This window comes from Psychromarinibacter halotolerans (genome assembly GCF_029168315.1).
GTDB lineage: Bacteria > Pseudomonadota > Alphaproteobacteria > Rhodobacterales > Rhodobacteraceae > Psychromarinibacter > Psychromarinibacter halotolerans.
In genome coordinates this window covers 292,858-318,092 of sequence record NZ_JARGYD010000002.1, presented here as the reverse complement: position 1 = coordinate 318,092, position 25,235 = coordinate 292,858, and the positions used below count along the sequence as shown (strand labels likewise).

The window sequence follows — 25,235 nt, the reverse complement described above, 5'->3', positions numbered from 1 at the left end:
CCGCGCTAGTTAGACAGCATGATTGCTGGCGATCCCCGCTTAGGCGTGGGGTCGCAACGCGCGAAGGAACGGCCACGACATGCTGGATGGCGACAAGATCTTGATTGACGGGCGGCCCCTGATTGCCTGTCCGCACTGCGATACGCTGCATTTCGAACCGGACATCCCGGACGATCACACCGCTACCTGCATCCGTTGCGGGCGGGTGCTGGCGTCGCCGCGGTCGAACGCGTACCTGCGGGTGATGTCGTTGGCTCTGACGGCGATGATCCTTATGATCGGCGCCGTGTTCTTCCCCTTCATCTCGCTCGATGCCGCTGGGTTGCACAACGCCACCTCGGTGATCGACGCGATCCTTGCCTTCTCGACCGGGCTGATGCTGCCGCTGTCCTTCGCGGTGGCGATGCTGATCGTGCTGATCCCGGTGACCCGCTTCGCCGCGATCATGTACACGGTCTGGCCGCTGGTCCGGAACCGCAGGCCCTTCGCCGGGGCGTCCGCGGCGTTTCGGCTGGCCGAACACCTGCGGCCGTGGTCGATGGCCGAGATTTTCATCGTCGGCGTCTCTGTCGCGCTGGTGAAGGTCGCTGGGCTGGCGACGGTCAGTTTCGGCCCGGCCTTCTGGGCTTTCGCAGGACTGGTGATCGTCACCGTCCTTCAGGACAACGCTATGTGCCGGTACACGATATGGAAATCTCTGGAACAGAACCGCGCTTAGGCACCGCCCGCGGGCAGGGGCTTGTCGCCTGCCAAAGCTGCGGGCTGGTTCACCCTGCCGGAACGGAAGAATGCAGCCGCTGCGGCAGTGCGGTGCGCAGTCGAGACCTTCATTCGCTTCAGCGCGTCTGGGCGTGGCTGATCGCGGGCATCGTTGTTTACATCCCGGCCAACATTTATCCGATGCTGCGGACGTCGACGCTGCTGCACAGGGAAGAAAGCACCATTGTCGGCGGTGCGATCGAGTTGGTGAACCAAGGGTCCTACCTTGTCGCCGGCGTCGTCTTCGTCGCCAGTGTCATGATCCCGATCGGCAAGTTCATCGCCATCGCCTATCTGGCGCTGGGCGTGCGGAAATCGGTTGTGATGAACGCGCATCAGCGGCACAAGCTGTTCGAGGTGGTAGAGTTTATCGGGCGCTGGTCGATGATCGACGTGTTCGTCGTGGCGATCCTGTCCGCCCTTGTCCAGCTTGGATCCGTGGCTATCATCAACCCCGGCATTGCGGCGGTAAGTTTTGCGCTGTCGGTTGCGTTTACGATGTTGTCCGCACAAAGCCTTGATCCGCGGTTGATCTGGGACGCGGACGAGGAGTTTGAATGAGCGATCCGAACGCGGATCCGACACCCGGCGCTGGTCCGGCAGAGGCAAACGTCCGGCGCCGGTCGCGCGGACTGCTGTCCCGCGTATCTTTCATCTGGGCTGTCCCCCTTTTGGCGCTGGCCATTTCCCTTGGCGTGGCGTGGCAAAGCTATTCCGGACGCGGCGTGCTGATCGAGATCGGCTTTGAAAGCGCCTCGGGGATCGGCGCCGACGAGACGGACCTGCGCTATCGCGATGTCGTTGTCGGCAGTGTCGAAGAGGTTTCGTTCTCGGACGACCTGTCAGAGGTCGTGGTCTCGGTCCGGGTGACCCGCGAGATCGTTCCCTACCTCGACGAAGACGCGGAGTTCTGGGTGGTCGAGCCCGAGGTTTCGGTGCGCGGGATCAGCGGCTTGGATACCGTCCTGTCCGGTGTCTACATCGAAGGAACGTGGGACAGCGAGGCGGGCACGGCCCAGACGCGGTTCACCGGGCTGGCAGAGGCGCCGCTGGTCGATCCGACCCGCCCCGGCACGCCCATCGAACTGCGCGCGCGCGACGGCAACTCGATCGCGAACGGCGCGCCGGTGCTGTACAAGGGCATCCGCGTCGGCGAGGTCGAAAGCCCGCAACTTTCGCCGAACGGCGAAGGGGTCGTGATCCGTGCTTTCGTCGAGGCCCCGTATGACCGCCTGCTGTCGACGAACACGCGGTTTTGGGACATTTCGGGCGTATCGGTCACGCTTGGGTCGGGCGGTGTGTCGCTCGACTTCTCTTCGCTGGCCTCGCTGGTCGAGGGCGGCGTCAGCTTCGACACGCTGGTGTCGGGCGGCGACCCCATCGAGCCGGGGCAGGCCTATCAGTTGTTCGGCGACGAAGAGGCGGCGCAGGCCAGCCTTCTGACGGACGGCACCGCGCAGACGCTGGAACTGCTTGCCGTGTTCGACGGCGTGGTCAGCGGCCTGTCCGAAGGCACGGCGGTAAGGTTTCAAGGCGTGCCGGTGGGCGAGGTGACGGGTGTCGCGATGGTTGCCGAGGACGTTGGCGACCGCAAAGTCGTACGCCTGAACGCGACGCTCGCGGTGTCTCCGCCCCGGTTGGGGCTTGGCGAAGGGGCGACGACGGAAGAGGCGTTGTCGCTGCTGGACGATTATGTGGTGCAGGGTCTGCGCGCGCGTCTTGCGTCGGCCAGCCTTTTGTCGAACCAGCTGGTCGTGGAACTGATCGAGGTGCCCGACGCCGATCCCGCGTGGATCGTGAACCGGCAGGGCCGTCCCCCGGAACTTCCGACGGTGGACTCTGACCTTGCGGACCTGAACGCCACGGCGCAGGGCGTGTTCCAGCGGATCAACGAACTGCCGATCGAAGAGGTTTTGGCCTCGGCCGAGCGTATGCTGGATTCGGTCACCAATCTGGTGAACTCCGAAGACACGCGCGCCGTCCTGCCGGGCGTGACCGAGACCTTGGCGGACATCCGTTCGGTCGTGCCCGAGGTCAATGAAACGCTTGATACCGTGCGCGGCGCGGTGCCAAGCCTTGAGGCGACGTTCGCGGAAGCCCGTGCGGTGCTTGCCGAAGCGCGTGAGGTCGTGACCGAGATCCGCGAGGCGGGCATCTCGGAGAAAGTCGAAGAGGCCTTCAACTCGACCGTCAGCGCGGCCGGGTCCGTGGAAGACGCCGCGGCAGGCCTGCCGCCGCTGGTCGCCCGGCTGGATACGCTGGTTCTGCGCGCCGAGGCGACGCTGAGCACGTTCAGCGACAGCTCGCGGCTGGTGACAAGTACCCTTTCGACCCTGCGCAGCATCAGCGAAGCGTCGGAAGCCGTGCGCAACCTTGCGCGGACACTGCAACGCAACCCGAACTCGATCATTCTGGGACGGTGACATGAAGATCAGAGCACTCACGACCCTCATCGCGGCACTTGCTCTTGCCGCCTGTGGCGAGGGCGGGCCGCGTTACCTTGTGGATTCGCCCCCGTCGAACCTGCGGGTGCGCGCGGCGGTTTCGACCCTGCTGGTGCGCACCGTGTCGCTGCCGACCTACGCCGCCGATGAAGAGATCGCGTTTCAGGACAAGAACGGCGTCGTGAAGACGTCGAATTCCGGTCTGTGGGCCGACGATCCGGAACGCGCGACGACGCTGACGGTGACGCGGCATCTAAACGCGATGACCTCGGCCAAGGTCGCGCCGGAACCGTGGCCGCTGCCGGCGCCGCCGGACGGGGTGGTCGACGTGCGGATCGAGAACTTCATCGCCACCAACCAAGGCACCTTCCGGATCTCGGGGCAGTACTTCATCGGGTCCGAGGTGCCGGTGCAGGACGACATCTTCGAAGACCCGGATTACGTGCCCAGATCGCTGCCCGCGCCGCTGCCGGACCGGGTCGGGATCTTCGACATCGCGGTGGCGCTTGCCGGGGACGGGCCCTCGGCCATTGCCGAGGCGCAGGCGGCAGCCCTGACGCGGCTGTCCGAACAGATCGCTCGGGATCTTGTAAGATAATCGAAAAAGGCGTGCAGGCGGGGCTTGCACGCCTTTTTCTTTTGATGGTCCGGGCTAAGTTGCAAGCCGTTCGCAAGTAGATTGACGTTTGCGAATGATTTGCATTAACATCAGATCAAAGATCAGACGCCAACGGGAGAAACCGATGCGCATCCCCCTCTCGACCCTTTCCGCCGCCGCCGCCGTGCTTCTGGCGGGCGCTGCGTCCGCGCAGGACGGCGAGCGACTGAAGGTCGTGACCACCTTCACCGTTTTGGCCGACATGGCGCGGAACGTCGCGGGCGATGCGGCAGAGGTCGTGTCGATCACCAAGCCGGGGGCCGAGATCCACGGATACGAACCCACGCCGCGTGACATAGTGGGCGCCAGCGACGCGGATCTTGTTCTTTGGAACGGCCTGAACCTTGAACTGTGGTTCGAGCAGTTTCTGGCCAACCTTGGCGACGTGCCGTCGGTGACGCTAAGCGAGGGGATCGACCCGATCCCGATCGCCGCAGGCGCGTACGAGGGACAGTCGAACCCCCACGCTTGGATGGGCGTCGAGAACGCGATGATCTACGTCGACAACATCGCCGCCGCCCTGTCGGCCGAGGATCCCGAAAACGCCGAGGCCTATGCGGCCAACGCCGACGCCTATAAGGCCGAGATCCGCGACACGATCGACCCGCTGCGCGAGCGTATCGCGCAGATACCAGAGCGGCAGCGCTGGCTGGTGACCTGCGAAGGCGCGTTCTCGTACCTTGCGCGGGATTTCGGGATGCAAGAGCTGTACCTGTGGCCGATGAACGCCGATCAGGTCGGCACACCGCAACAGGTCCGCGCGGTCATCGACGGCGTGCGACAGAACGAGATCCCGGTCGTGTTCTGCGAAAGTACGGTCAACACCGCGCCGGCGGAACAGGTCGCCCGTGAAACCGGCGCGGACTATGGCGGCGTGCTGTACGTCGACTCGCTGTCCGAAGCGGACGGTGCGGTTCCGACCTATCTCGACCTGCTGCGCGTGACGTCGGAAACCGTCGCGGACGGGTTGGCGCCAGCGGCGGACTGACCCCGGCGCTGGACCGGGACCTGCCCGGCGGCTTTCCGGGCCGTGGGGCGAGGCTATGATTTAAGAGAAACGCAGGCGTGCCTGCCGAAAGGACTTCGATGCTCGACACCACCCCGGCCCCGGCAGAGCGGATCGCGGACGACGGTCCCGGCGGCGGCATCCTTGCGCGGGACGTGACCGTCACCTACCGCAACGGCCATACCGCGCTGCGCCACGCAAGCTTCGAGATCCCGCGCGGCACGGTGACGGCTTTGGTCGGGGTGAACGGGGCTGGGAAATCGACCCTATTCAAGGCGATCATGGGTTTCGTCCCGGCGGCAGCGGGCGAGATCCGGCTGCTGGGCCGCACGGTAAAGCAGGCCCTGCGCGAGAACCTTGTCGCCTATGTGCCGCAAGCGGAAGAGGTCGACTGGGGCTTTCCGGTGCTGGTCGAGGACGTGGTGATGATGGGCCGCTATGGCCACATGGGATTCTTGCGCCGCCCGCGTGCCGCCGACCACGAAGCCGTCGACGCGGCCCTGCGCCGGGTGAACATGCAGGACTTCCGCGACCGCCAGATCGGAGAGCTGTCCGGCGGTCAGCGCAAACGGGTGTTCCTTGCCCGCGCGCTGGCGCAGGAAGGGCAGGTGATCCTGTTGGACGAGCCCTTCACCGGCGTCGACGTGAAGACCGAGGAACAGATCGTCGCCCTGCTGCGCGAGTTGAAGGGCGAGGGGCGGGTGATGCTGGTGTCGACCCACAACCTTGGCTCGGTCCCCGAGTTCTGCGACCGCACCGTGCTGGTGAAGGGAACGGTGCTGGCCTACGGGCCGACCGACACGACCTTTACGCGCGAGAACCTTGAACAGGCGTTCGGCGGGGTGTTGCGGCACTTTACGCTGGGCGGCGCCGACCTGCATGACGATCACCACGACGACCCGCGCGAACTGACGATCTTCACCGACGACGAACGGCCGCTGGTTCACTATGGCGATCGCACGCGCATAAGGGGCGAGGACAGCTGATGGACCTGCTGCTGGTTCCTTTTACCTATGGCTACATGGCCAACGCGATGTGGGTGTCCGCCCTAGTCGGCGGCGTGTGCGCTTTTCTGTCCGCCTATCTGATGCTGAAAGGCTGGTCCCTGATCGGCGACGCGCTGTCCCACTCGGTCGTGCCCGGGGTGGCGGGGGCCTATATCCTTGGCCTGCCCTTCGCGCTGGGCGCCTTCATCGCGGGCGGGCTGGCGGCGGGGGCGATGCTGTTCCTCAGCGACCGCTCGGGTCTGAAGGTCGATGTGATCATCGGTCTGATCTTCACGTCCTTCTTCGGTCTGGGGTTGTTCCTTGTCTCGATCAATCCGATGTCCGTATCGATCCAGACGATCACGATGGGCAACATCCTTGCCATCACCCCCGAGGATACGCTGCAGCTGGCGATCATCGGCGTGGTCTCGCTGGCTATCCTGCTTGCGAAGTGGAAGGACCTGATGGTCACCTTCTTCGACGAGAACCACGCGAAATCCATCGGCCTGCGCCCCGGCTTGCTGAAGGCGGTGTTTTTCGTCCTGCTGTCCGCCGCTGTCGTCGCGGCGATGCAGACCGTCGGCGCGTTCCTTGTGATCGCGATGGTGGTGACGCCGGGCGCGACGGCCTACCTGCTGTGCGACCGCTTCCCGCGTCTGATCCTGACGTCGGTCGCCATCGGCACGCTGACCAGCTTCTTCGGTGCCTACATCAGCTTCTTCTTGGACGGCGCGACCGGCGGCGTGATCGTGACTCTGCAGACCGTGCTGTTCCTTCTGGCCTTCATCCTCGCCCCGAAGCACGGCCTGCTGGCGACCCGCCGTCTGGCCGCAGCGGCGCTTGTATCCGATCCCACCGCGATGCCGGCCAAACCGGAGCCTGCGGAATGAACCTCGACACGCTTCTGCTGCCGTTCCAGTTCCCGTTCATGCAGAACGCCTTTCTGATCGCGGCGATCGTGGCGGTGCCGACGGCATTGCTGTCGTGCTTTCTTGTCCTGAAAGGCTGGGCGCTGATGGGCGACGCGATCAGCCACGCGATTCTTCCGGGTATCGTGCTGGCTTGGATCACCGGCATTCCGTTGATCATCGGCGCGTTCGCGGCGGGGATGACCTGCGCGGTGGCAACCGGCTATCTGTCGGAAAACAGCCGCGTGAAGCAGGACACCATCATGGGCGTCGTGTTCTCGGGCATGTTCGGGGTCGGGCTGATCCTGTACACCTCGATCCACACCAACGAGCATCTGGACCACGTCCTGTACGGCAACATGTTGGGTGTCGGGCCGCAGGATCTGTGGACGGCTGGCCTGATCTCTGCCGGTGTCACGGTTGTGCTGCTGCTGAAGTGGAAAGACCTGCTGCTGCACGCCTTCGATCCGGCGCAGGCGCAGGCAAGCGGGCTTCGCGTGAACCTGCTGCACTATGGCCTGCTGACCATCCTGTCGCTGACCATCGTCGCCACGCTGACCTCGACCGGCCTGATCCTTGCGGTCGGGCTGCTGATCGCGCCGGGCGCCATCGCGTTCCTTCTGGTGCGCAGTTTCGGGCGGATGCTGGTCACCGCCGTCGTCGTCTGCCTTGTCGCGATGCTGGGCGGGGCCTATGCCAGTTTTTTCCTCGACAGCGCCCCGGCACCGACCGTCATCCTGATCTTGTCGTCGATGTTCCTGCTGGCCTTCGTGCGCCGCTTGCTTCTGACCCGCCGCGCGTCCAGGCTGCGGCTAGAGGCCGAAACCTGACCCATCCCAGCGGGCTGCAAGGGGGCGAGTGATTTCTGCCACGGTTCCGGTTTCGGGTCGATTTCCTCGACGTCGTCAGCCTCCTATATGTTGACAGCCCTCGGGCGGCTGGCCCAATATGGTGTTGCTTTTGGTGCCCACGAGGTGACTCGGGGTGAAAAGGGAAACCGGTGCAAATCCGGTACTGCCCCCGCAACTGTAAGCGGCGAGCCAAGGCCCGGAACCACTGGTGTCAGGCAACACCGGGAAGGCGGGCCAAAGCGACCGAGCCGCGGAGTCAGGAGACCTGCCAAAGCGCGAAAAGACGACGACCGCGGCGGAGGGCCCGGATGCGTGGGCAGGCGCAAAGCGCCTGTTTCCGTGTCCCCTTCGGTTCGCATCAACCAGACCTGAAGGGACAGAGCAGATGACCATCACCGTGTATTCGAAACCCGCCTGCGTGCAGTGCACCGCAACCACTCGTGCGCTTGAAGCCCGTGGCCTGGATTTCGCCATCGTCGACCTGACCGAGGACGCCGACGCGATGGAAATGGTGCAGGGTCTTGGCTATCGGCAGGCGCCCGTCGTCGTCGCCGGTGAAGATCACTGGGCCGGCTTCCGTCCCGACATGATCGGTCGGCTGTCCTGAGGACATGACGGGGCTTGTCTACTATTCGTCGCGCTCCGGGAACACGGCGCGGCTGGTCGAACGTCTTGGGCTGCCCGCAGCCCGCGTCCCGATCAGCCCGGCAGATCCCATGCCGGTGGTGGACAAGCCCTTCGTCCTTGTCTGCCCGACCTTCGCCGACGGCGAGGGGCGGGGCGCGGTTCCCAAGCAGGTCATCCGCCTGCTGAACGACCCCGCGACCCGGGCCCTGCTGCGCGGCGTGATCGCGGGCGGCAATCGCAATTTCGGTACGACCTTCGCCCTTGCGGGTGACGTGATCTCGAAAAAGTGCGGCGTACCCGTGCTGTACCGCTTCGAGCTTGCGGGAACCGATACCGATGTCACCCGCATCCGGTCAGGACTTGACCGGATGCGGGACACCCTCTGCTCGGCCGCCTGACGGCGCGGGCACCTCCTCCTCCTCCTATCCGACGCATACCTTCAAGGAACATCATGACAGATCTACGCCCACCGTTTCGTGCCGACCATGTCGGCAGCCTGCTGCGCCCTGCTCCGATCGCCCAAGCCCGCAAGGCCGGCGTCACCGGAGACGAGCTGAAGCAGATCGAGGACCGCGAGATCCCGGCCCTGATCAAGATGCAGGAAGATGTGGGCCTGAAGGTCGTCACCGACGGCGAAGCGCGCCGCGCCTTCTGGCACTATGACTTCATGGATGGCCTGACCGGGCTGGATATCGTCGAGACCGGCGGCGACGCGCTGGGCTTCAAAGGCGCCACCGTCAGCCTTGCGCCGACCATCGACAAGGCGCTGGATTTCCCGGCCGACCACCCGATGCTGGACCACTTCAAATTCGTGGCCGCCAACACCGGCGTTTGCCCCAAGATCTCGATCCCCGGCCCTTCGGCGGTCCACTTCCGCGTGACGCCGGACCACAACCACCACGCGCCCTACGAAGATCAGGACCTGTTCACCGCAGAGATCGCCGCGACCTTCAAAAAGGCCGTGCACGCCTTCTATGACGTCGGCTGCCGTTACCTGCAGCTGGACGATATCTTCTTTGCCTACCTCGGCGACGAGAAGCAGCGCGAGATTCGCCGTTCGATGGGTCAGGACCCGGACTGGATGATCCAGCGTTACGCATGGATGCTGGAAGAGGCGATCAAGGACCGTCCCGACGACATGGTGATCGGCATGCACATGTGCCGCGGCAACTTCCAGTCGACCTTCGTGGCGACCGGCGGCTACGACGCTGCGGCGGACGCGATCTTCAACCAGACCAGCGTCGACGTGTACTTCATGGAGTACGACAGCGAGCGCGCGGGCGGGCTGGAACCGCTGGGTCTGCTGCCCAAGGGCACCAAGCGCGTCATGCCCGGTTTCATCACCACGAAGACCGCCGAACTGGAAAAGGTCGACGACATCAAGCGGCAGCTTGAAGCCGCCTCGAAATTCGTGGACATGGACCAGCTCGGGATCGCGCCGCAGTGTGGATTCGCTTCCACCGAGGAAGGCAACAAGGTCACCGAGGACGATCAGCGCCGCAAGCTGGAACTGGTCGTGAAAGTCGCCCAGGACGTCTGGGGCGAGGCCTGATAGCAAATCGGGCCCGGAGCGATCCGGGCCCGCCTGTTTTTCCACGAGGACCGACCATGCTGGATACCGCCGCGACCGCTTCGCTCGACTACCACGCGCTGAACGCGATGCTGAACCTCTATGACGACGAGGGCCGCATCCAGTTCGAGGCCGACCGGATGGCGGCGCGACAATACTTCCTGCAGCACGTCAACCAGAACACCGTGTTCTTCCACTCGCTGGACGAAAAGCTCGGCTATCTGGTGGAAGAGGGCTATTACGAGCCCGAGGTGCTGGACCAGTATTCCAAGAACTTCCAGCGCGCGATCTGGGACGCGGCCTATGCCCGCAAGTTCCGGTTCCCGACCTTCCTCGGCGCCTTCAAATACTACACTTCGTACACGCTGAAGACGCGTGACGGAAAACGGTACCTAGAACGCTACGAAGACCGCGTGGTGATGAACGCGCTGACGCTGGCGCAGGGTGACGAGGCGCTGGCGATGCGGCTGATGGAAGAGATCCTCGACGGTCGCTTCCAGCCCGCGACGCCGACCTTCCTGAACGCCGGCAAAAAGGCGCGCGGCGAGTTCGTGTCGTGCTTTCTGCTGCGGCTGGAAGACAACATGGAAAGCATCGGGCGCGGCATCAACTCGGCGCTGCAGCTGTCCAAGCGCGGCGGCGGCGTGGCCCTGATGCTGACCAACATCCGTGAGCACGGCGCGCCCATCAAAGGGATCGAGAACCAGTCCTCGGGCGTGATCCCGGTGATGAAGCTGCTGGAGGATTCCTTCAGCTACGCCAACCAACTGGGCGCGCGTCAGGGGGCCGGTGCGGTCTATCTGAATGCGCACCACCCCGACATCCTGCGGTTCCTTGATACCAAGCGCGAGAACGCGGACGAGAAGATCCGGATCAAGACCCTGAGCCTCGGCGTCGTGATCCCCGACGTGACCTTCGAACTGGCGAAGAAGAACGAGGATATGTACCTGTTCTCGCCGCATGACGTCGAAAAGGTCTATGGCGTGCCCTTCTCGGACATCTCGGTCACCGAGAAATACGCCGAAATGGTCGACAACCCGAAGATCCGCAAAAAGAAGATCAACGCCCGCGCGTTCTTCCAGACGATCGCCGAGATCCAGTTCGAAAGCGGCTATCCCTACATCATGTTCGAGGACACCGTGAACAAGGCGAACCCGATCGCGGGCCGCATCGCCATGTCGAACCTGTGTTCCGAGATCCTGCAGGTCAACGAAGCGTCCGAGTTCAACGAGGACCTGTCCTATTCCTCGATGGGCACCGACATCTCGTGCAACCTCGGCTCGATGAACATCGCCCGTGCGATGGACGGCGGCGACCTTGGCGCGTCGGTCGGAACCGCGATCCGCGCGCTTAATGCGGTGTCCGAGATGTCGGCCATCGACTCGGTCCCGTCGATCCGAAAGGGCAACGACGAAAGCCACGCCATCGGGCTGGGGCAGATGAACCTGCACGGCTACCTCGCACGGGAACGCATCCATTACGGGTCCGCCGAGGGTGTCGATTTCACCAACATCTACTTCTGCACCGTGCTGTATCACGCGCTGCGGGCATCGAACGCGCTGGCGAAAGAAAAGGGCAAGAAGTTCAAAGGCTTTGAGACGTCCGCCTATGCGGACGGCAGCTTCTTCGACAAGTACGTCGACGGCACTTGGCAGCCCGAAACGGACCGTGTGGCAGAGCTTTTCGAGAAGGCGGGCATCGCGATCCCGACCAGCGCCGACTGGGCGGACCTGCGGGACGCGGTGAAGACCCACGGGATCTATAACCGCAACCTTCAGGCCGTGCCGCCGACCGGTTCGATCAGCTACATCAACTATGCCACTTCCTCGATCCACCCGATCACGTCGAAGGTCGAGATCCGGAAAGAGGGCAAGATCGGGCGCGTCTATTACCCGGCGCCGTTCATGACGAACGACAACCTCGAATACTACCGCGACGCCTACGAGATCGGGCCCGAGGCGATCATCGACACCTACGCTGCCGCGACCCAGCACGTCGATCAGGGGCTGTCGCTGACGCTGTTCTTCCCCGCCGAGGCCACCACGCGCGACATCAACCGCGCGCAGATCTACGCGTGGAAGAAGGGGATCAAGACGATCTACTACATCCGCCTGCGCCAAGCCGCGCTGGAAGGAACCGAAGTGGAAGGCTGCGTGTCCTGCACGCTGTGATGCTGCGGTGCGCATGAATGCGCACCCTACACGGATCAAGGTGTCGCCACCCGTAGGGTGCGCATTCATGCGCACCTTTTCGCACCCGAAGGATCGAGACGATGAAAGACATGCCCCACGCCCGCCCCGTGCCGCGCGCGATCAACTGGAACCGTCTGCAGGACGACAAGGATCTTGAGATCTGGAACCGCCTGACGGTGAACTTCTGGCTGCCCGAGAAGGTGCCGCTGTCGAACGACATTCAAAGCTGGTCGCAGCTGACCGAGGAAGAGCAGAAGCTGACGATCCGCGTCTTCACCGGCCTGACCCTGCTGGACACGATCCAGAACACCGTGGGCGCGCCGTCGCTGATGCCCGACGCCGTGACGCCGCACGAGGAAGCCGTGCTGACCAACATCGCCTTCATGGAGGCGGTGCACGCGCGGTCCTATTCGTCGGTCTTCTCGACCCTGTGCCAGACCACCGAGGTCGACGAGGCGTTCCGCTGGTCCGCCGAGAACGAGCACCTGCAGGCCAAGTCGCGCCTGATCCTCGACGAGTACGACGCAACCTCGAACCCGCTGAAGAAGAAAATCGCCAGCGTGTTCCTTGAATCGTTCCTGTTCTACTCCGGCTTCTACCTGCCGATGCACTGGTCCAGCCGCGCGCGGCTGACCAACACCGCCGACCTGATCCGGCTGATCATCCGCGACGAGGCGATCCACGGCTATTACATCGGGTACAAGTTCCAGCGCGGCGCCGAACGGCTTTCGGAACAGGAACGGACCGAACTGAAGGATTTCGCCTTCGCGCTGCTGTTCGACCTGTACGATATCGAGGCGCGCTATACCGAGCAGCTGTACGATCCGCTGGGCCTGACCGAGGACGTGAAGCACTTCCTGCACTATAACGCCAACAAGGCGCTGCAGAACCTCGGCTTCGAGGCGCTGTTCCCCGACGAGGCGACCCGCGTGAACCCGGCGATCATGGCGGCGCTGTCGCCCGGATCGGACGAGAACCACGACTTCTTCTCGGGCTCGGGGTCGAGCTATGTCATCGGCAAGACCGTTGCGACCGAGGACGACGACTGGGACTTCTGATCCTGATGTCCTGTCCCTGAAACGAACACAGCGGCCGCCTGGGGGCGACCGCTGCATCCGGGATGAGTCAAACGGGTGCTCACGGGACAGAGAGAGCCGGTTTGACAGGACGACTGGTTACTTGCCGGTGCACTTCATGACGACGCCGGCGGTACGAAGAATGATGTCGAGGTCCACGGCCAGGGACACCTGGCTGTTGTATTCGGTGTCAAAGCGGGCACGACCGGCGAAGCTGCACTCGTTGCGGTCCGAGACCTGCCAAGCGCCGGTGATGCCGGGGCGCAGCGCGTAATAGGCCGTGCCCGGATAGATGTCCTGCTGTTCGACCATCATCGGACGCGGTCCGACGATCGACATGTCACCGGTCAGCACGTTCCACAGTTGCGGCAGTTCGTCCAGCGAGCTGCGGCGCAGGAAGTTGCCGACGCGCGTGATGCGGGGGTCGTTGTCCAGCTTCTGCTTTTCGTTCCATTCGCGACGGGCCTCCGGGTCGGCGGCCAAGTGCGCGGCCAGCTGAGCGTCGGCATCCGTCACCATCGTGCGGATCTTAACCAGCCGGAAGGTCAGGCCGTGCCGACCGACGCGTTGCTGGAAATAGAAGGGATTATGTCCGTCCATCGCAGTCAGCAGTGCGGCGACAGCAACGAGAATCAGTGCGAACGGCGCGACGAGCAGGACGACCATGACGTCGAGCAGACGCTTGCCGAACACGCGGTAAAGGCCGTTCGAGGGCGCGCTGGTGTCGCGTGCCTGGAAGTCGACCGCCGGCCGCACTTCGGTACGTGCGGCCGACTGGCCGGCGTCAGAAAAATGGATCGTCAAAACAGTCACCCCTCGGTGATTACCGCAAGCATTAGCCGTGATTAAAAAGCTCCGATGGATCCAAATGTGCAGCAGCCGGATCCGGCGGAAGGTGTACCCAACACCACTCGTTAACCACGAGGAGGAACATAGTCAGGGTGCTTGCCGAGTAAACAGAACCGAGGTCCGAGAGGTTGGGCAGGATGGCGCTTTGGTCCGGGCCGCTAGCGGTGTGTTGGCGGTAAGGCCTGATTTAAATCATTTAAAAACAATGACTTGAAGAAAAATTAGGCGTTATCGGGAATTATGAAAAAAATTAGGCACACGGGCCGTCCTGTACAAAGGTATAGGGAGATGCGCTTGCGGTAATACGCCAAAAGACGGGACAACCAGAGGTATGTCGGGCAATTGTTTACGGATTAGATATGGTCGCCTGAACTGCGACCCGGCTCGGCCACATTCGTGCCACGGTTGAGGGGGCGAAAGTGATTCCCCCGGCGCTGGACTCTGATAGCGACAGTCGCGGTCATCCGCGGTCCAGACTTCGTCGGTTGCACCGATCGGTATCTCTGGCCGCGTTGGCCAGAGCCGCCGTAAAGAAACCTGTTGCGCCTCCTACGATATAGGCGACCGCAATCCAGAAGATGACGTTCATGTCCCGTCCGTCCATTTCTACTGTCGCTGTCCCACGACAGACGCAGAATGCTTGTCCAGAGCCTATTGGTCATCAAGACTCGCTGAATGGCGGCTATATTTACATTATTGTTGCGAAATAGCACACAGTTATAATTCGGCACCGGACTCTGGCCCCAAGCGCGGGGTGGGCCGTCCGGATCACGAATGGCGCTGTTTGCTGGTCGGGACGAATTGAACGACGGTGCCGGACAGATCTGGATGCCCCTTTACCGGCCGTTCGTCGTTCAGCGCGCGCACGACACCGGACAGTTCGGACGCGACAGTGGTGTTGCGGTCCATCACGGTCAGGCAACCCGGATCGGACCCGGCGGCCAGATTGGAGAGTTCAAGGATCAGGTCCAGTGCCTGACGCACCGGCGTCCGGGCCTGATGCGTGGTCCAATCGTCGGGGCACAGCTGCATCGACAGAAGGAAGCCGCCGGTCCACAGCTCCCACACCGGTTCGCCCGGAACGGGCTCTCGGCTTAGGACGACTTCGTACACCTCGGGGTTGTCCGTCAGCGCCGTAGCGACGCGTTCGTGATGGGCCACCACGGCCTGTGCCGCAGTCCGCTGAAGCTCGGCGCTTTCGAAGGACGGAAGGAAGGCATCGCCCCAGACCCAAGGCAGCCAATCGTGCGACGCGATATCGACCGGGCCGACGGCAAGCCCTGCGACGAACCCGTCCAGCTTGGACAGGGTCATCGCCTCGTTCTCCCACGGGACACGGCGCAACAGTCCCGAGAGACGGTCAAGAACCTCGCTGGAGTGAAGCTGGGTTGGCGCCATGATCAGGGCATTCAGACAATTGAAGTACGAGTGGTGACGCAGGGTAAACTTGGTACACTGCCTGTCGTCAAGAAACCTTTGCGGTTTCGGATTGCAAGTCAGTTTCCGAAAATTTGAACCATTATCGCAAAACTGGAAATTTTGCCTACCCGGCGACATGCGCCAGCAACAGGCAGCTTTCGCTGTTCCGGACGCCCGGAACCTCGCGGATTTCCCGCAGAACGCGGTCGAACGCGGCAAGGCTGTCGAACCGCAATTCGGCCACCAGATCCCAGCTGCCGTTCGTGGCGTAGACGTCCGTCACCGCCGGCATCCGCCGCAGCGCGCGGATCACCGACCGCGACATGCTGCCCTGCAACTCGATCAGCGAGATCGCCCGCATCTCGTCGGTGGTGTCGGCGTCCGTCTCGATGGTGAAGCGCCGGATGCGGCCGTCCGCGATCAGCGCGTCCAGCCGCGCCTTGGCCGTGGTCCGGGAGACGCCGACGCGCAGCGCAAGTTCCGTCACCGACATCCGGGCGTCTTCGCGCAGGGCGGCGATGATGTCTCGGTCGGTGGCGGTCAGCGGTGCGGTCATTGGTCAAACTGCCGTTCAGGTATCCGTATTGATCAATCTAACCATCAAACTGGTCAATTTCACGCGCGAAAATGACAGCGTCCCCAAGCAGACTAAGGACACAGTTAGGAGAGCAAGATGCCGAAAACCGTATTGGTGGGCGCACCGGTTCAGACCGGGGCGGCGCAGCCGGGGTGCCTGATGGGCCCTGCCAGCCTGCGCACGGCCGGGCTGGCGGATGTGCTTTCGGGGTTGGGCTGGACGGTCGAGGATCGCGGCGACGTCGCCATCGCGGACACGGTCCCCGTTCCTTGCGCCAATCCGGCCGTCCGCAATCTGGCGGACACGGCGGCCTGGATCGAAGTGCTGACGACCGCCGCACATGCCGCCGCGCGTGACAGCGACCTTCCGGTGTTCATGGGGGGCGACCATTCGATATCTGCGGGGACCGTCGCCGGTGTCGCGCGGCATGCGTCAGAGACCGGACAAGCCCAGTTCGTCCTGTGGCTTGATGCGCACCCGGATCTGCACACGCTGGACACCACGCAAAGCGGTAACCTGCACGGCACACCCGTCGCCTATTTTTCCGGCCAACCCGGCTTTGATGCGTATCCCCCGCTGACGCATCCGGTGCCCGCCGGGAACCTTTGCATGATGGGAATCAGGTCGGTTGATTCGGCGGAGCACCGGGTGATCGCGGCCGAATGCATCGCCGTTCACGACATGCGCGCCATCGACGAAACCGGCGTGCTGGCCCCGCTTCGCACGTTCCTGGATAAGGTGCGGTCTGCGGGCGGGCGGCTGCACGTCAGCCTTGATGTCGACTTCCTCGACCCCGGTATCGCACCCGCCGTCGGCACCACGGTGCCGGGCGGCGCCACCTTCCGCGAGGCACATCTGATCATGGAAACGCTCGGCGATTCCGGGCTGGTGAACTCGCTGGATCTGGTCGAACTGAACCCCTTCCTTGATGAACGCGGACGCACGGCAAAGTTGTTGTGCGATCTGACGGCCAGCCTGTTCGGCCGCCGCGTTCTGGACCGCATGACACGGAGTTTCTGACATGGTTCCCGAACCCTCCGCGCTGGCCTACGTCCCGTTCGTGTCGGTGCAGAACATGATGCGACTGGTGACCGAAACCGGGGTCGACGCATTCATCGCGCGTCTGGCCGACTATATCGCGGCGGACTTTCGGCGCTGGCCTGAATTCGACAAGACACCGCGCGTCGCCAGCCATTCCACCGACGGCGTGATCGAACTGATGCCAACCGCCGATGCCGAGAATTACGGCTTCAAATACGTCAACGGGCACCCCCGGAACATGCGTGACGGATATCAGACCGTGACCGCGTTCGGGGTGCTGGCATCGGTCGCCACTGGCTATCCGCTGTTGCTGACCGAGATGACCGTGTTGACCGCGTTGCGAACCGCCGCGACCTCGGCCTTGGCGGCAAAATACCTCGCGCCGCCCGAATCACAGGTGATGGCGATGATCGGAAACGGCGCCCAATGCGAGTTTCAGGCGATGGCGTTCCGGTCGATCTGCGGCATCCGGCGTCTGCGCCTGTACGACGTCGACCCCGCCGCCACCCTCAAGGCGGAACGCAACCTGACGGCCGAAGGGTTCGAGGTGGTGACCTGCGCCAGCCCGGAAGAGGTGGTCGAAGGCGCGCAGATCATCACCACCTGTACCGCCGACAAGCAGTTCGCCACGATCCTGACCGACAACATGGTTGGGTCCGGCGTCCATGTGAACGCCATCGGCGGCGATTGTCCCGGCAAGACCGAGCTGCACCGAGACATCCTGCTGCGGTCCGACATTTTCGTCGAATATCCGCCGCAGACCCGGATCGAGGGCGAATGCCAGCAGTTGGACGAGGACCACCCGGTGCAAGAGCTGTGGGAGGTGGTCGCAGGCCTGCGTCCCGGTCGGCGTGACAGGTCGCAGATCACGCTGTTCGACTCGGTCGGTTTCGCGATCGAAGATTTCTCGGCGCTGCGCTGTGTTCGCGACGCGATAGAGGGGACGCCTTATTTCGACCGGCTCGATCTGTTGGCAGACCCGGACGACCCGCGCGACCTGTTCGGCATGCTGCGCCGGTCGAGCGGCGCCTAAAGCAGCGCGGGCCCGCGAAAGATCAGAACGGTGCGGGCCGGCGGGTCCTCGGTGTCGGATACGGGGCGCACGGTGATGAACAGGTCCTTGCCCTCGAACTCGCCCGACAGCATCTTCTGCTCTCTGGTTGTGGCCACCGTGTCGGCGACGGCGCCTAGGTCGGCGAACGGAACCCGTGGCCCGATGACCGTCAGCCTGCGCGCGATGTCCTGGGCTTCCAGTTGGAAGCGCCGCGCGACCAGGGCGCTGTAGCGTTCGATGCGGCGTTCGGCGTCAAGAAAGATGACCCCGACGCCAAGCACGCCCAGCACCAGTTCCGTGCCTTCGTTCAGGTCGGACAGCATCGCGATCTTGCGCTCGTGTTCCGCGCTGACCGAAACGAGTTCCTCGTTGACCGCGTGCAGTTCCTCGTTGGCGCTTTGCAGTTCTTCGTTCGAGGCCTGAAGTTCCTCGTTCGACGCCTGCAACTCCTCGTTCGAGGCCTGAAGTTCCTCGCTGCTGATCTCCAGCCGTTCGGTGACGTGCTGCAGGGTCTCTTCGGTCAGGCGCAGGTCGCGATCCAGCTCTTGAATGCGCAGGCCAAGCAGCGACGTATCCTCGGACCCTGTGTCCGGCGTTGGCGCCGCACCGTCGGCAGCAGGGTCGGGGCCGTCGGTCTGCAGGTCCAGCGAGACAAGGATCAGGTTGCCGCCAGAGGATCGGCCAAGGGATTCGATGCGCACGGTACAGTCCTGCGGAACGTCGGTCCCGCGGTCCAGCAGCACCTTGCGCGTGTAGGGTTCAAGCTGTCCCTGCCGCTGCCGTTCGATCGCGACATTGATCGGAAAATGCAGGTCCGGGTGCACGATGTCCTCGACCGTCCAGTCGGCAAGGTTGTTCATCGTGTCGACGACCGTGGACGCGGCGCCGAACCAGCTCAGGACCCGACCATCGCTGCTGAGAAGGATGGACGACGGGGCATGGCGCTTCAGAAGCGCGTCATAGCCCCGCATCAGCAGATCGCGGTCGCGCAGTTCGGTAACCTCGCGCAGGATCGGAACACGCGCGGGCGCGTCTTCGGGGGCGGTGATCGGGGCACTGGTGCCTGCAGGACGTCCCCGCAGCGGCGCGGCCAGCATCGAGCGGTCGACGACCGTTTGGCCAGAGACCTTCCGGAACAGGCGCCAGCGCGCGTCTTCGACTTCGAATTTGTTGGCGTATTTTCCCAGCGTTTCCGACGGGCCAAGGAACAAGTAGCCGTTCTTCCGAAGCCCGAACAGGAACATAGAGATCACCCGCGCCTGCGGTCCGTCGTTCAGGTAGATCAGCATGTTTCGGCACGACACAAGGTCGAGATGCATGAACGGCGGATCGGACAGGACGTCGTGGACCGAAAAGATGATCTTCTGGCGCAGGTCCGGATCGACGATGCGCTGGTCGCGGTGTTTGCGGAAGTAACGGGACCGCAAGGCGTCCGGCACCTTCTGCAACGCCGCTTCGCTGTAGACCCCGGCAGAGGCGACGTCGATGGACCTGCGGTGCACATCGGTCGCGATGATCCGGAACCGCCGGCTTTGGCCCATCGCGCGCAACGTCTCGGATATCTCGATCCCAATGGTATAGGCCTCTTCGCCGCTCGCGCAGCCGGGCACCCAGATCCGCAGCGGCGTCTCTTCGTGGCTCTTGCGGATAAGGGCGGCAATCGCGGTCTCGCGCAGGACGCGGATCGCGTCCGGGTCGCGATAGAATTCGGTCACGCCGATCAGCAGGTCCTGATACAGCTCGTCCAGCGCGGCGGCACTGTTTGACAGCAGTTCGACGTAGTCTTCGATGGTGGACAGACCGCGAAGTTGCTGCCGTCGTTCGATCCGGCGTTGCACGCTTTCCGGCTTATAGGCCGAAAAGTCGACGTGGTGCTGATCTTCCAGCAGGCGCAGGATCCGCTTCGAGGCGTTGCTGCCGAAATCGCCCCCGTCATCCGCGCCAAGCCGGCCCGTCGCGAAAACCTCGCGCAGCGCGGCCGGCATGTCGGCGGCGTTCATCGCGCTGCTTCCGTTTCCCATCGACAGAACCGACTCTGGCATCGCGCCAAAGGCCGCTTCCGCCGGCGACTGCACCAGCACGACGCCGCCGTTTCGACGCAGCGCACCGGCGCCGCGCGTCCCATCGCTGCCGGACCCTGACAGGATCACGGCGACAGTTCGCTTCGGATCGCGCAGGCTGACCGAATGCAGGAAGGCGTCGATGGGCATATGGGGCAGGGCGTCATCGGGCTGATAGGTCCGGGTGCGGAACGTGTCGCCCTCAATCTCGGCAATGGTGTTCGGCCGGTTCAGAAAGATCGTGTCGGGCTCCAGCACCGCGCCGTCATCGATATGGCGAATCCTCATCGGGGATTTCCGCCCCAGCAGTTCGTCCATCTTGGATCGGTAATCCGGCGACAGGTGCTGAACCACGACGAAACACCACCCCGCCGTGGCGGGCGCAGCTTCGAAAAACCGTTCAAGTGGTTCAAGTCCGCCCGCGGAAGCCCCTATTGATACGAGAGGCAATGTCTCTGGCAGAGACGTCAGAGGAACGTCTTCCTCCAAAAATATATGTCCCCGTTGCAGCTTTGCAGTGATTATTGGTAACACAGTTTAAGCTAGTGGCAATCACGGGAGCTTGCTTTGGCGAGGATTCTTGTTGCAGACGATGATGTCGACTACTTAACGGCCTTCAGTGAAGGGATGGAGGTTCTGGGGCACGATGTTGTTTGCGCCTCAAGTAGTGAAGATGTAAACAGAATACTTTCTGAAACTAAATTTGATGCGATATTCCTTGATGTTGTGATGCCGGGCGGTGGGGCAATATCCTTGGTGCACAGTGTTCGCCAGCACGACAGCGAGGTGCCGGTGATCGTGATCACAGGACGCCCCGAACTGATCAACTCGCCGCTGTTTCGCGATGGTATGCGGCAGGCGCAGGCCAAGCTTCAAAAGACCGCCACGCTTCAGGAACTGGATTCGCTTGTCAGGCGACTGACCGAATGAACGGCCGCGAGTCGCCGCCGTCTGCCGCGGGCGGCGGGGCCGATGCTGACCTCACGCGTTGATACTCATCGCGCCTCGGCGATCTGCGCGGCTGTCGTCGTGGCGACCGCGCTTGTGGTTCTGGTGGTGGGGTGGGGCTTTGATGTGTCCCTCGTGGTCCGCCTGTATCCGAACTTCCCCGCGATGGTGCCGGGGACTGCCATCGCGCTTTTGCTGCTTGGTGTCGCGCATCTTATGGCGCTGCGGGGCGATCACGACTCTGTCCGCGCCGCGCGGGTACTGTACGTCGGGGCTTTTGGCTTCACGCTTGTGAAGCTGGCCCTGCATTTCGAACAGCACGCGCGCCTGCCGGAATCGGCCGACCGAATGGCCTTTGCCACCCTGATCGGGCTGCTGCTGGTGGTGGCCTCGGGGCTGTGCACCACGGCGCGCCGGTCGCTGCCGGAACGATACGGCGCCCTTATCGCGACCACGGGCATCCTTCTGTGCACGGTCGCGTTGGTCCTTTATCTGTACGATCCGGCCTCTGTCGCCAGCATCGCAATCTTCCTTGGCCTTGCGATCCCGACGGCGGTGTCGCTTCTGCTTTTGTTCGTCGCGATCCTGCTGTCCAGCCCGACGGACAACTGGCTTGCGACGCTGACCGCGCAGGGACCGGCGGCCGAGTCCGCGCGGTCGATGCTTCCGCTGGCGCTGAGCGGGCCGATTTTCCTGTGTTATCTTGCGCTTCTGTCCACCGATGTCGGGCTGATCACGCCCACCCTGCGGCTTGGCACGCTGGCCGTCCTGCTGTCTGCGCTGGCCATTGCCGGGGTCGTGCGCAACGCGCGGTTCTACGACGAAGCCCGGCGGCGCGGCGCCGCAGAACAGGCGCGGCTGTCGCGCACCTTCGATGGCCTTTCGGCAGCCGTCTTCGTGGTCGACAGCGAGGGCGCGGTCGTGATGACGAACAAGGCGGCGCGGCAATTGGTGGGCAACGATGCGACGCCCGAAGACTGGCTGCAGTCCGCCGCGTTCCATTCGCTGGACGATCGCAGCCCGATGGAAGGCGCGTTTCACCCGGTGCGGCAGATCCTTGCGGCACGGGGCGGCCACGACCTGTACGCGGGGTGGTTCGGCCCGGGAGGGGCAGAGCGGGCCTTGCGGTTTTCGGCGATGGACCTGCCGGAAGATCGCGTCACCCTGATCGTCGTCAGCGACGAAACGCAAAGCTGGATGTTGCAGGAAACCCTGAACCGTACAGAGCGACTGGATGCCATCGGTCAGTTGTCCGGAGGAATTTCGCACGAGCTGGCCAACATTCTCGGGGTCATCCGCCTGACGAGCGATACGGCGGTGCTTGGCAACGACATGACGGCGATGCGCACGCAACTGGAAGCGATCCGCAAGGCCTGCGACCGTGGCGCGGACCTGATGGACCGGCTGCTGCACCTGTCCCGAGAGCCGACCTATACCGACACGCTCGTCGACGTGACCGAGATTACGCGAAGCGCCCTGCTGCTGGCGCGCGGGTCCATGCTGGAACGAACCGATCTGGTGGCCAAGCTGGACGCCATTCCAGAGCTGTACGTCGCTGTCCCGGGGGCGGACCTGCAAAGTGCGGTGCTGAACCTGCTTTTGAATGCGCGCAACGCAGTGGAAGCCTCTGACAGGCCGGGCCGGGTCGAGGTCGAGATGACGGCGGATGCGGACGAGGTCACGATACGGGTCAGCGACACCGGCATCGGCATGTCGGACGACGTGCAGCGCAAGGCGCGCGAACCGTTCTTCACCACCCGCAGGGCATATGGGGGGTCCGGGCTTGGCCTGTCGATGGTCGACAGCCTTGCGCGCCGGACGGGCGGGCGGCTGGATATCCAATCGGTCCCGGGCAAGGGCACCGTGATCGAGATGGTGTTGCCCCGCGCCACCGGTCCCGGACCGCAGGCGGACGAGGATACCATGATCGACGGGCTGCACGGGATCAGCGTGCTGCTTGTCGAGGATGACCGATCCTTTGCTGACGCTGTGACCAACGCGCTGGAGCTTTTCGGCGTGGTGCCGTTGCTGGCGCATGATGCCGCGCAGGCGATGCAGGTGATGGAGGACCATGGCGCACCGGACATCCTGCTGACCGACATCGGGCTGCCGGGCGGTGTATTCGGCGACGTGCTGGCGGTCGAGGCCGTGGCCCGCTACCCGGGGCTGCGGGTGATCTACATGTCTGGCAATCCGTCCCTTCTGCATCGGTCGGACCGCGACGTGCCGGGTCTGAGGCTGAAGAAACCGATCCACCCGACCGGACTTGCCAACGCGATCCGCCTGACGATGTCCGGGTCTGCGGGCGGTCACTGACCGTCAAGAACAGCCTGACCGAAAGGGCCGAAGGTGCGGCGGGCATGCTGGGCGCTCATCGGTTCCGAGAAGAGATAGCCCTGCCCCTTGCGGCACCCGCTTGCCCGCAGCTTTTCGACCTGCGCCGGAAGCTCGACCCCCTCGGCGATGACGTCAAAGCCGAACTGGTCCGCGATGGTCAGCATCGCGTCCACGATTGCGGCATTGCGCGGGTTCAGGTGAACGTCCCGCACGAAGGACTGGTCGATCTTCAGCAGGTCGATGGGCCAGTCACTAAGGTGCCGCAAACCGCCATACCCCGTCCCGAAGTCATCCAGCGCCACCTTTGCCCCGCGCATGCGCAGCTCTCCCAGCGACCGATAGGCCTGTCCCTTGCGCTCGCCCAGCACCACGCCCTCTGTCACCTCGATGACGATGCTGTTCCAGTCGACGTTGCGGTCGGCCATGTGGGCCTGAAGCTCGAACACGAACTCGGGGTTCATCAGGTCGAACGAGGTCACGTTCAGCGCCAGCGTGGGCCGGTCCCCGGGCGTCGAGGCGGGGAAGGTCGCGGTGTACCAGTCCAGCGCGCGCTGGACGATGCAGCGCGTGAGCGTTTCGGCGCAGGTGTGATCCTTAAGGACGGGCGCGAAAGCCTGCGGCCGCAGAAGGCCGCGCTTGCGTTCGTTCCATCGCGCAAGGGCCTCGTATCCCACGCAGGCCCCGGTATCGAGATCCACGATCGGCTGGAAATAGGGCTGCACCTGCCCGTGGCGCACCGCCCGCAGGAACAACGGCCCCATCGCGCGGGCGTTGAACATATCGTGCTTCTCGGGCGTGAATATGCGGTGCGTGCTGCGGCCAAGATCCTTTGCGGCGTACAGGGCGGTGTCCGCAAGTTCGAACAGAGTGTCAAAGTCCTCTGCCTGCTCGGGGAAGGTCGCGGCGCCCATGCTGACCCGACCGAGGTCCGGCTTGCCCAGAAAGGCCGTGGTCCGTTGCACCGCGCTGCGGCAACGCGACAACAGCGACTCGAGATAGCTGGTGCCTTTCGTGGGCACCGAAACGAAGATGCCGAATTCGTCGCCTCCCAACCGCCCGATGATCGCGGTTTCGGGAAAGGCGGACAGGATAGATTGCGCGATGGCCTGCAGGTACGCATCCCCGAAGCGGTGGCCATACAAGTCGTTGATGCTTTTGAAATGGTCGATGTCGAGGATGATCAACGCCGCGCTTCCTGTGGCGTGGGCAAGGACCTGCTGGACCTTGTCCCGGAACGAGGTCGAATTCTCCAACTTGGTCAGCGGGTCGATCTCTGCCAGCCGGTGCAGCCGCGAGGCTTGCCGGTTCATCGCGACATAGTCCACTTCCAGCGCGACGCGGCGGGTTCCGGCGGACAGCAGGTTTTCGACCAGCGCGCCGATCATCGTGCCCAGCCGGACCTGCCGGGAATCGTCCCAGTCGCCCGGCGCGAAGGTCAGGCCCAGCACGCCAAGATCCTGCGCATCCTCGTCATGCAGCGACATTGCGAACAGCACGACGTCTTCGCCGTCCACGGAAAGCCGCTGCACCGCGCTGCGCTCGGCGCGCGGTTCCAGCCCGGCGCGGCCACCGCCCAGAAGGGACAGTGCGGTTTGCAGGATCAGGTCGTGGCGGCCTTGCTGCGCGTCGGTCTGCGTTGGCGCGGCGGTACCCGGTCCAAGCCGCAGGCTTGTGTCCAAGACCAGCACGCAGTCGCGCGCATCGACGCCCGCAAGCACCGCGTCGCGAACGGTCTTCTGCATTCGGTCGATTTCGGCGGTGACGAAGGTCCGCCTTTCAGCGGCATCCGGATCGCTGGTGTCCGGCTCGCTCGACCCGGGCGGCCGGGATGGCCGGGACGCGGCGGCGCGGCCTTGTCTGTCGTCGATCGCGT

The 25,235-nt window shown here is 63.9% G+C and carries 22 protein-coding genes and 1 riboswitch; of the genes, 17 read left to right on the top strand and 5 right to left on the bottom strand.

All coding sequences use genetic code 11. The features are described 5' to 3' along the window. Positions 1–79 precede the first annotated feature (79 nt). From P1K30_RS06460 to nrdF, 13 genes are all read left to right on the top strand, one after another. Positions 80–718: a paraquat-inducible protein A gene (locus P1K30_RS06460; protein ID WP_275631873.1), complete on the top strand. Its 639-nt coding sequence runs from the start codon at positions 80–82 to the stop codon at positions 716–718. Then, on the top strand, positions 688–1,320 hold the full coding sequence (locus P1K30_RS06455) for a paraquat-inducible protein A (protein WP_275632281.1): 633 nt from the start codon (positions 688–690) through the stop codon (positions 1,318–1,320). The genes P1K30_RS06460 and P1K30_RS06455 overlap by 31 nt, the downstream gene beginning before the upstream one ends. Then, entirely contained in the window at positions 1,317–3,182 is a 1,866-nt protein-coding gene (locus P1K30_RS06450) for a PqiB family protein (RefSeq protein WP_275631872.1), read from the top strand. Before P1K30_RS06455 ends, P1K30_RS06450 begins: the two co-directional genes overlap by 4 nt. Position 3,183: 1 nt before the next feature. Then, positions 3,184–3,801, top strand: a complete 618-nt coding sequence (locus P1K30_RS06445; RefSeq protein ID WP_275631871.1) for a PqiC family protein — start codon at positions 3,184–3,186, stop codon at positions 3,799–3,801. 145 nt (positions 3,802–3,946) lie between these two features. Continuing rightward, positions 3,947–4,849, top strand: coding sequence for a metal ABC transporter substrate-binding protein (locus P1K30_RS06440; protein ID WP_275631870.1), 903 nt, complete (start codon positions 3,947–3,949; stop codon positions 4,847–4,849). Between the two features lie 98 nt (positions 4,850–4,947). After that, positions 4,948–5,853, top strand: coding sequence for a manganese/iron ABC transporter ATP-binding protein (locus P1K30_RS06435; protein ID WP_275631869.1), 906 nt, complete (start codon positions 4,948–4,950; stop codon positions 5,851–5,853). Next, the gene (locus P1K30_RS06430) at positions 5,853–6,743 is read left to right on the top strand and encodes a metal ABC transporter permease (protein WP_275631868.1); all 891 of its coding nucleotides are present in this window, start codon (positions 5,853–5,855) and stop codon (positions 6,741–6,743) included. Before P1K30_RS06435 ends, P1K30_RS06430 begins: the two co-directional genes overlap by 1 nt. Beyond that, the gene (locus tag P1K30_RS06425) at positions 6,740–7,591 is read left to right on the top strand and encodes a metal ABC transporter permease (protein WP_275631867.1); all 852 of its coding nucleotides are present in this window, start codon (positions 6,740–6,742) and stop codon (positions 7,589–7,591) included. Before P1K30_RS06430 ends, P1K30_RS06425 begins: the two co-directional genes overlap by 4 nt. A gap of 114 nt (positions 7,592–7,705) precedes the next feature. Continuing rightward, positions 7,706–7,899, top strand: a riboswitch (cobalamin riboswitch). Between the two features lie 98 nt (positions 7,900–7,997). Next, positions 7,998–8,219, top strand: coding sequence for a glutaredoxin-like protein NrdH (gene nrdH / locus P1K30_RS06420; RefSeq protein WP_275631866.1), 222 nt, complete (start codon positions 7,998–8,000; stop codon positions 8,217–8,219). Between the two features lie 4 nt (positions 8,220–8,223). Continuing rightward, a complete protein-coding gene (gene nrdI / locus P1K30_RS06415) occupies positions 8,224–8,637 on the top strand; it encodes a class Ib ribonucleoside-diphosphate reductase assembly flavoprotein NrdI (protein WP_275631865.1) in 414 nt (137 codons plus the stop codon). 53 nt (positions 8,638–8,690) lie between these two features. Next, positions 8,691–9,791: a 5-methyltetrahydropteroyltriglutamate--homocysteine S-methyltransferase gene (locus P1K30_RS06410; RefSeq protein WP_275631864.1), complete on the top strand. Its 1,101-nt coding sequence runs from the start codon at positions 8,691–8,693 to the stop codon at positions 9,789–9,791. 56 nt (positions 9,792–9,847) lie between these two features. Further along, complete coding sequence (nrdE, locus tag P1K30_RS06405; protein WP_275631863.1) at positions 9,848–11,980, top strand: class 1b ribonucleoside-diphosphate reductase subunit alpha; 2,133 nt, start codon at positions 9,848–9,850, stop codon at positions 11,978–11,980. 101 nt (positions 11,981–12,081) lie between these two features. Further along, entirely contained in the window at positions 12,082–13,059 is a 978-nt protein-coding gene (gene nrdF, locus P1K30_RS06400; protein WP_275631862.1) for a class 1b ribonucleoside-diphosphate reductase subunit beta, read from the top strand. A gap of 117 nt (positions 13,060–13,176) precedes the next feature. Here the strand turns inward: nrdF and P1K30_RS06395 are convergent, their stop codons facing one another. The 3 genes from P1K30_RS06395 to P1K30_RS06385 form a co-directional block, all read right to left on the bottom strand. Then, a complete protein-coding gene (locus P1K30_RS06395; protein ID WP_275631861.1) occupies positions 13,177–13,881 on the bottom strand; it encodes a sugar transferase in 705 nt (234 codons plus the stop codon). An 813-nt stretch (positions 13,882–14,694) separates the two neighbouring features. Then, positions 14,695–15,324, bottom strand: a complete 630-nt coding sequence (locus P1K30_RS06390) for a UPF0149 family protein (protein WP_275631860.1) — start codon at positions 15,322–15,324, stop codon at positions 14,695–14,697. 145 nt (positions 15,325–15,469) lie between these two features. Beyond that, entirely contained in the window at positions 15,470–15,901 is a 432-nt protein-coding gene (locus tag P1K30_RS06385) for an Lrp/AsnC family transcriptional regulator (protein WP_275631859.1), read from the bottom strand. Between the two features lie 117 nt (positions 15,902–16,018). Here P1K30_RS06385 and rocF point away from each other — a divergent pair, with 117 nt between their 5' ends. Together rocF and P1K30_RS06375 are read left to right on the top strand one after the other, a co-directional pair. After that, on the top strand, positions 16,019–16,942 hold the full coding sequence (gene rocF, locus P1K30_RS06380) for an arginase (protein WP_275631858.1): 924 nt from the start codon (positions 16,019–16,021) through the stop codon (positions 16,940–16,942). 1 nt (position 16,943) lies between these two features. Next, positions 16,944–17,996: an ornithine cyclodeaminase gene (locus tag P1K30_RS06375; protein WP_275631857.1), complete on the top strand. Its 1,053-nt coding sequence runs from the start codon at positions 16,944–16,946 to the stop codon at positions 17,994–17,996. Here the strand turns inward: P1K30_RS06375 and P1K30_RS06370 are convergent. Then, complete coding sequence (locus tag P1K30_RS06370; protein ID WP_379560166.1) at positions 17,993–20,611, bottom strand: CheR family methyltransferase; 2,619 nt, start codon at positions 20,609–20,611, stop codon at positions 17,993–17,995. The two genes, P1K30_RS06375 and P1K30_RS06370, sit on opposite strands and share 4 nt — an antisense overlap. A gap of 33 nt (positions 20,612–20,644) precedes the next feature. On the opposite strand from P1K30_RS06370, the gene P1K30_RS06365 reads away from it, so the two are divergent. Next, a complete protein-coding gene (locus P1K30_RS06365; RefSeq protein WP_275631855.1) occupies positions 20,645–21,007 on the top strand; it encodes a response regulator in 363 nt (120 codons plus the stop codon). Positions 21,008–21,049: 42 nt separating this feature from the next. After that, complete coding sequence (locus P1K30_RS06360; RefSeq protein WP_275631854.1) at positions 21,050–23,341, top strand: ATP-binding response regulator; 2,292 nt, start codon at positions 21,050–21,052, stop codon at positions 23,339–23,341. On the opposite strand, the gene P1K30_RS06355 is transcribed toward P1K30_RS06360, so the two are convergent. Continuing rightward, entirely contained in the window at positions 23,335–25,104 is a 1,770-nt protein-coding gene (locus tag P1K30_RS06355; protein ID WP_275631853.1) for a putative bifunctional diguanylate cyclase/phosphodiesterase, read from the bottom strand. The two genes, P1K30_RS06360 and P1K30_RS06355, sit on opposite strands and share 7 nt — an antisense overlap. Positions 25,105–25,235 lie beyond the last annotated feature (131 nt).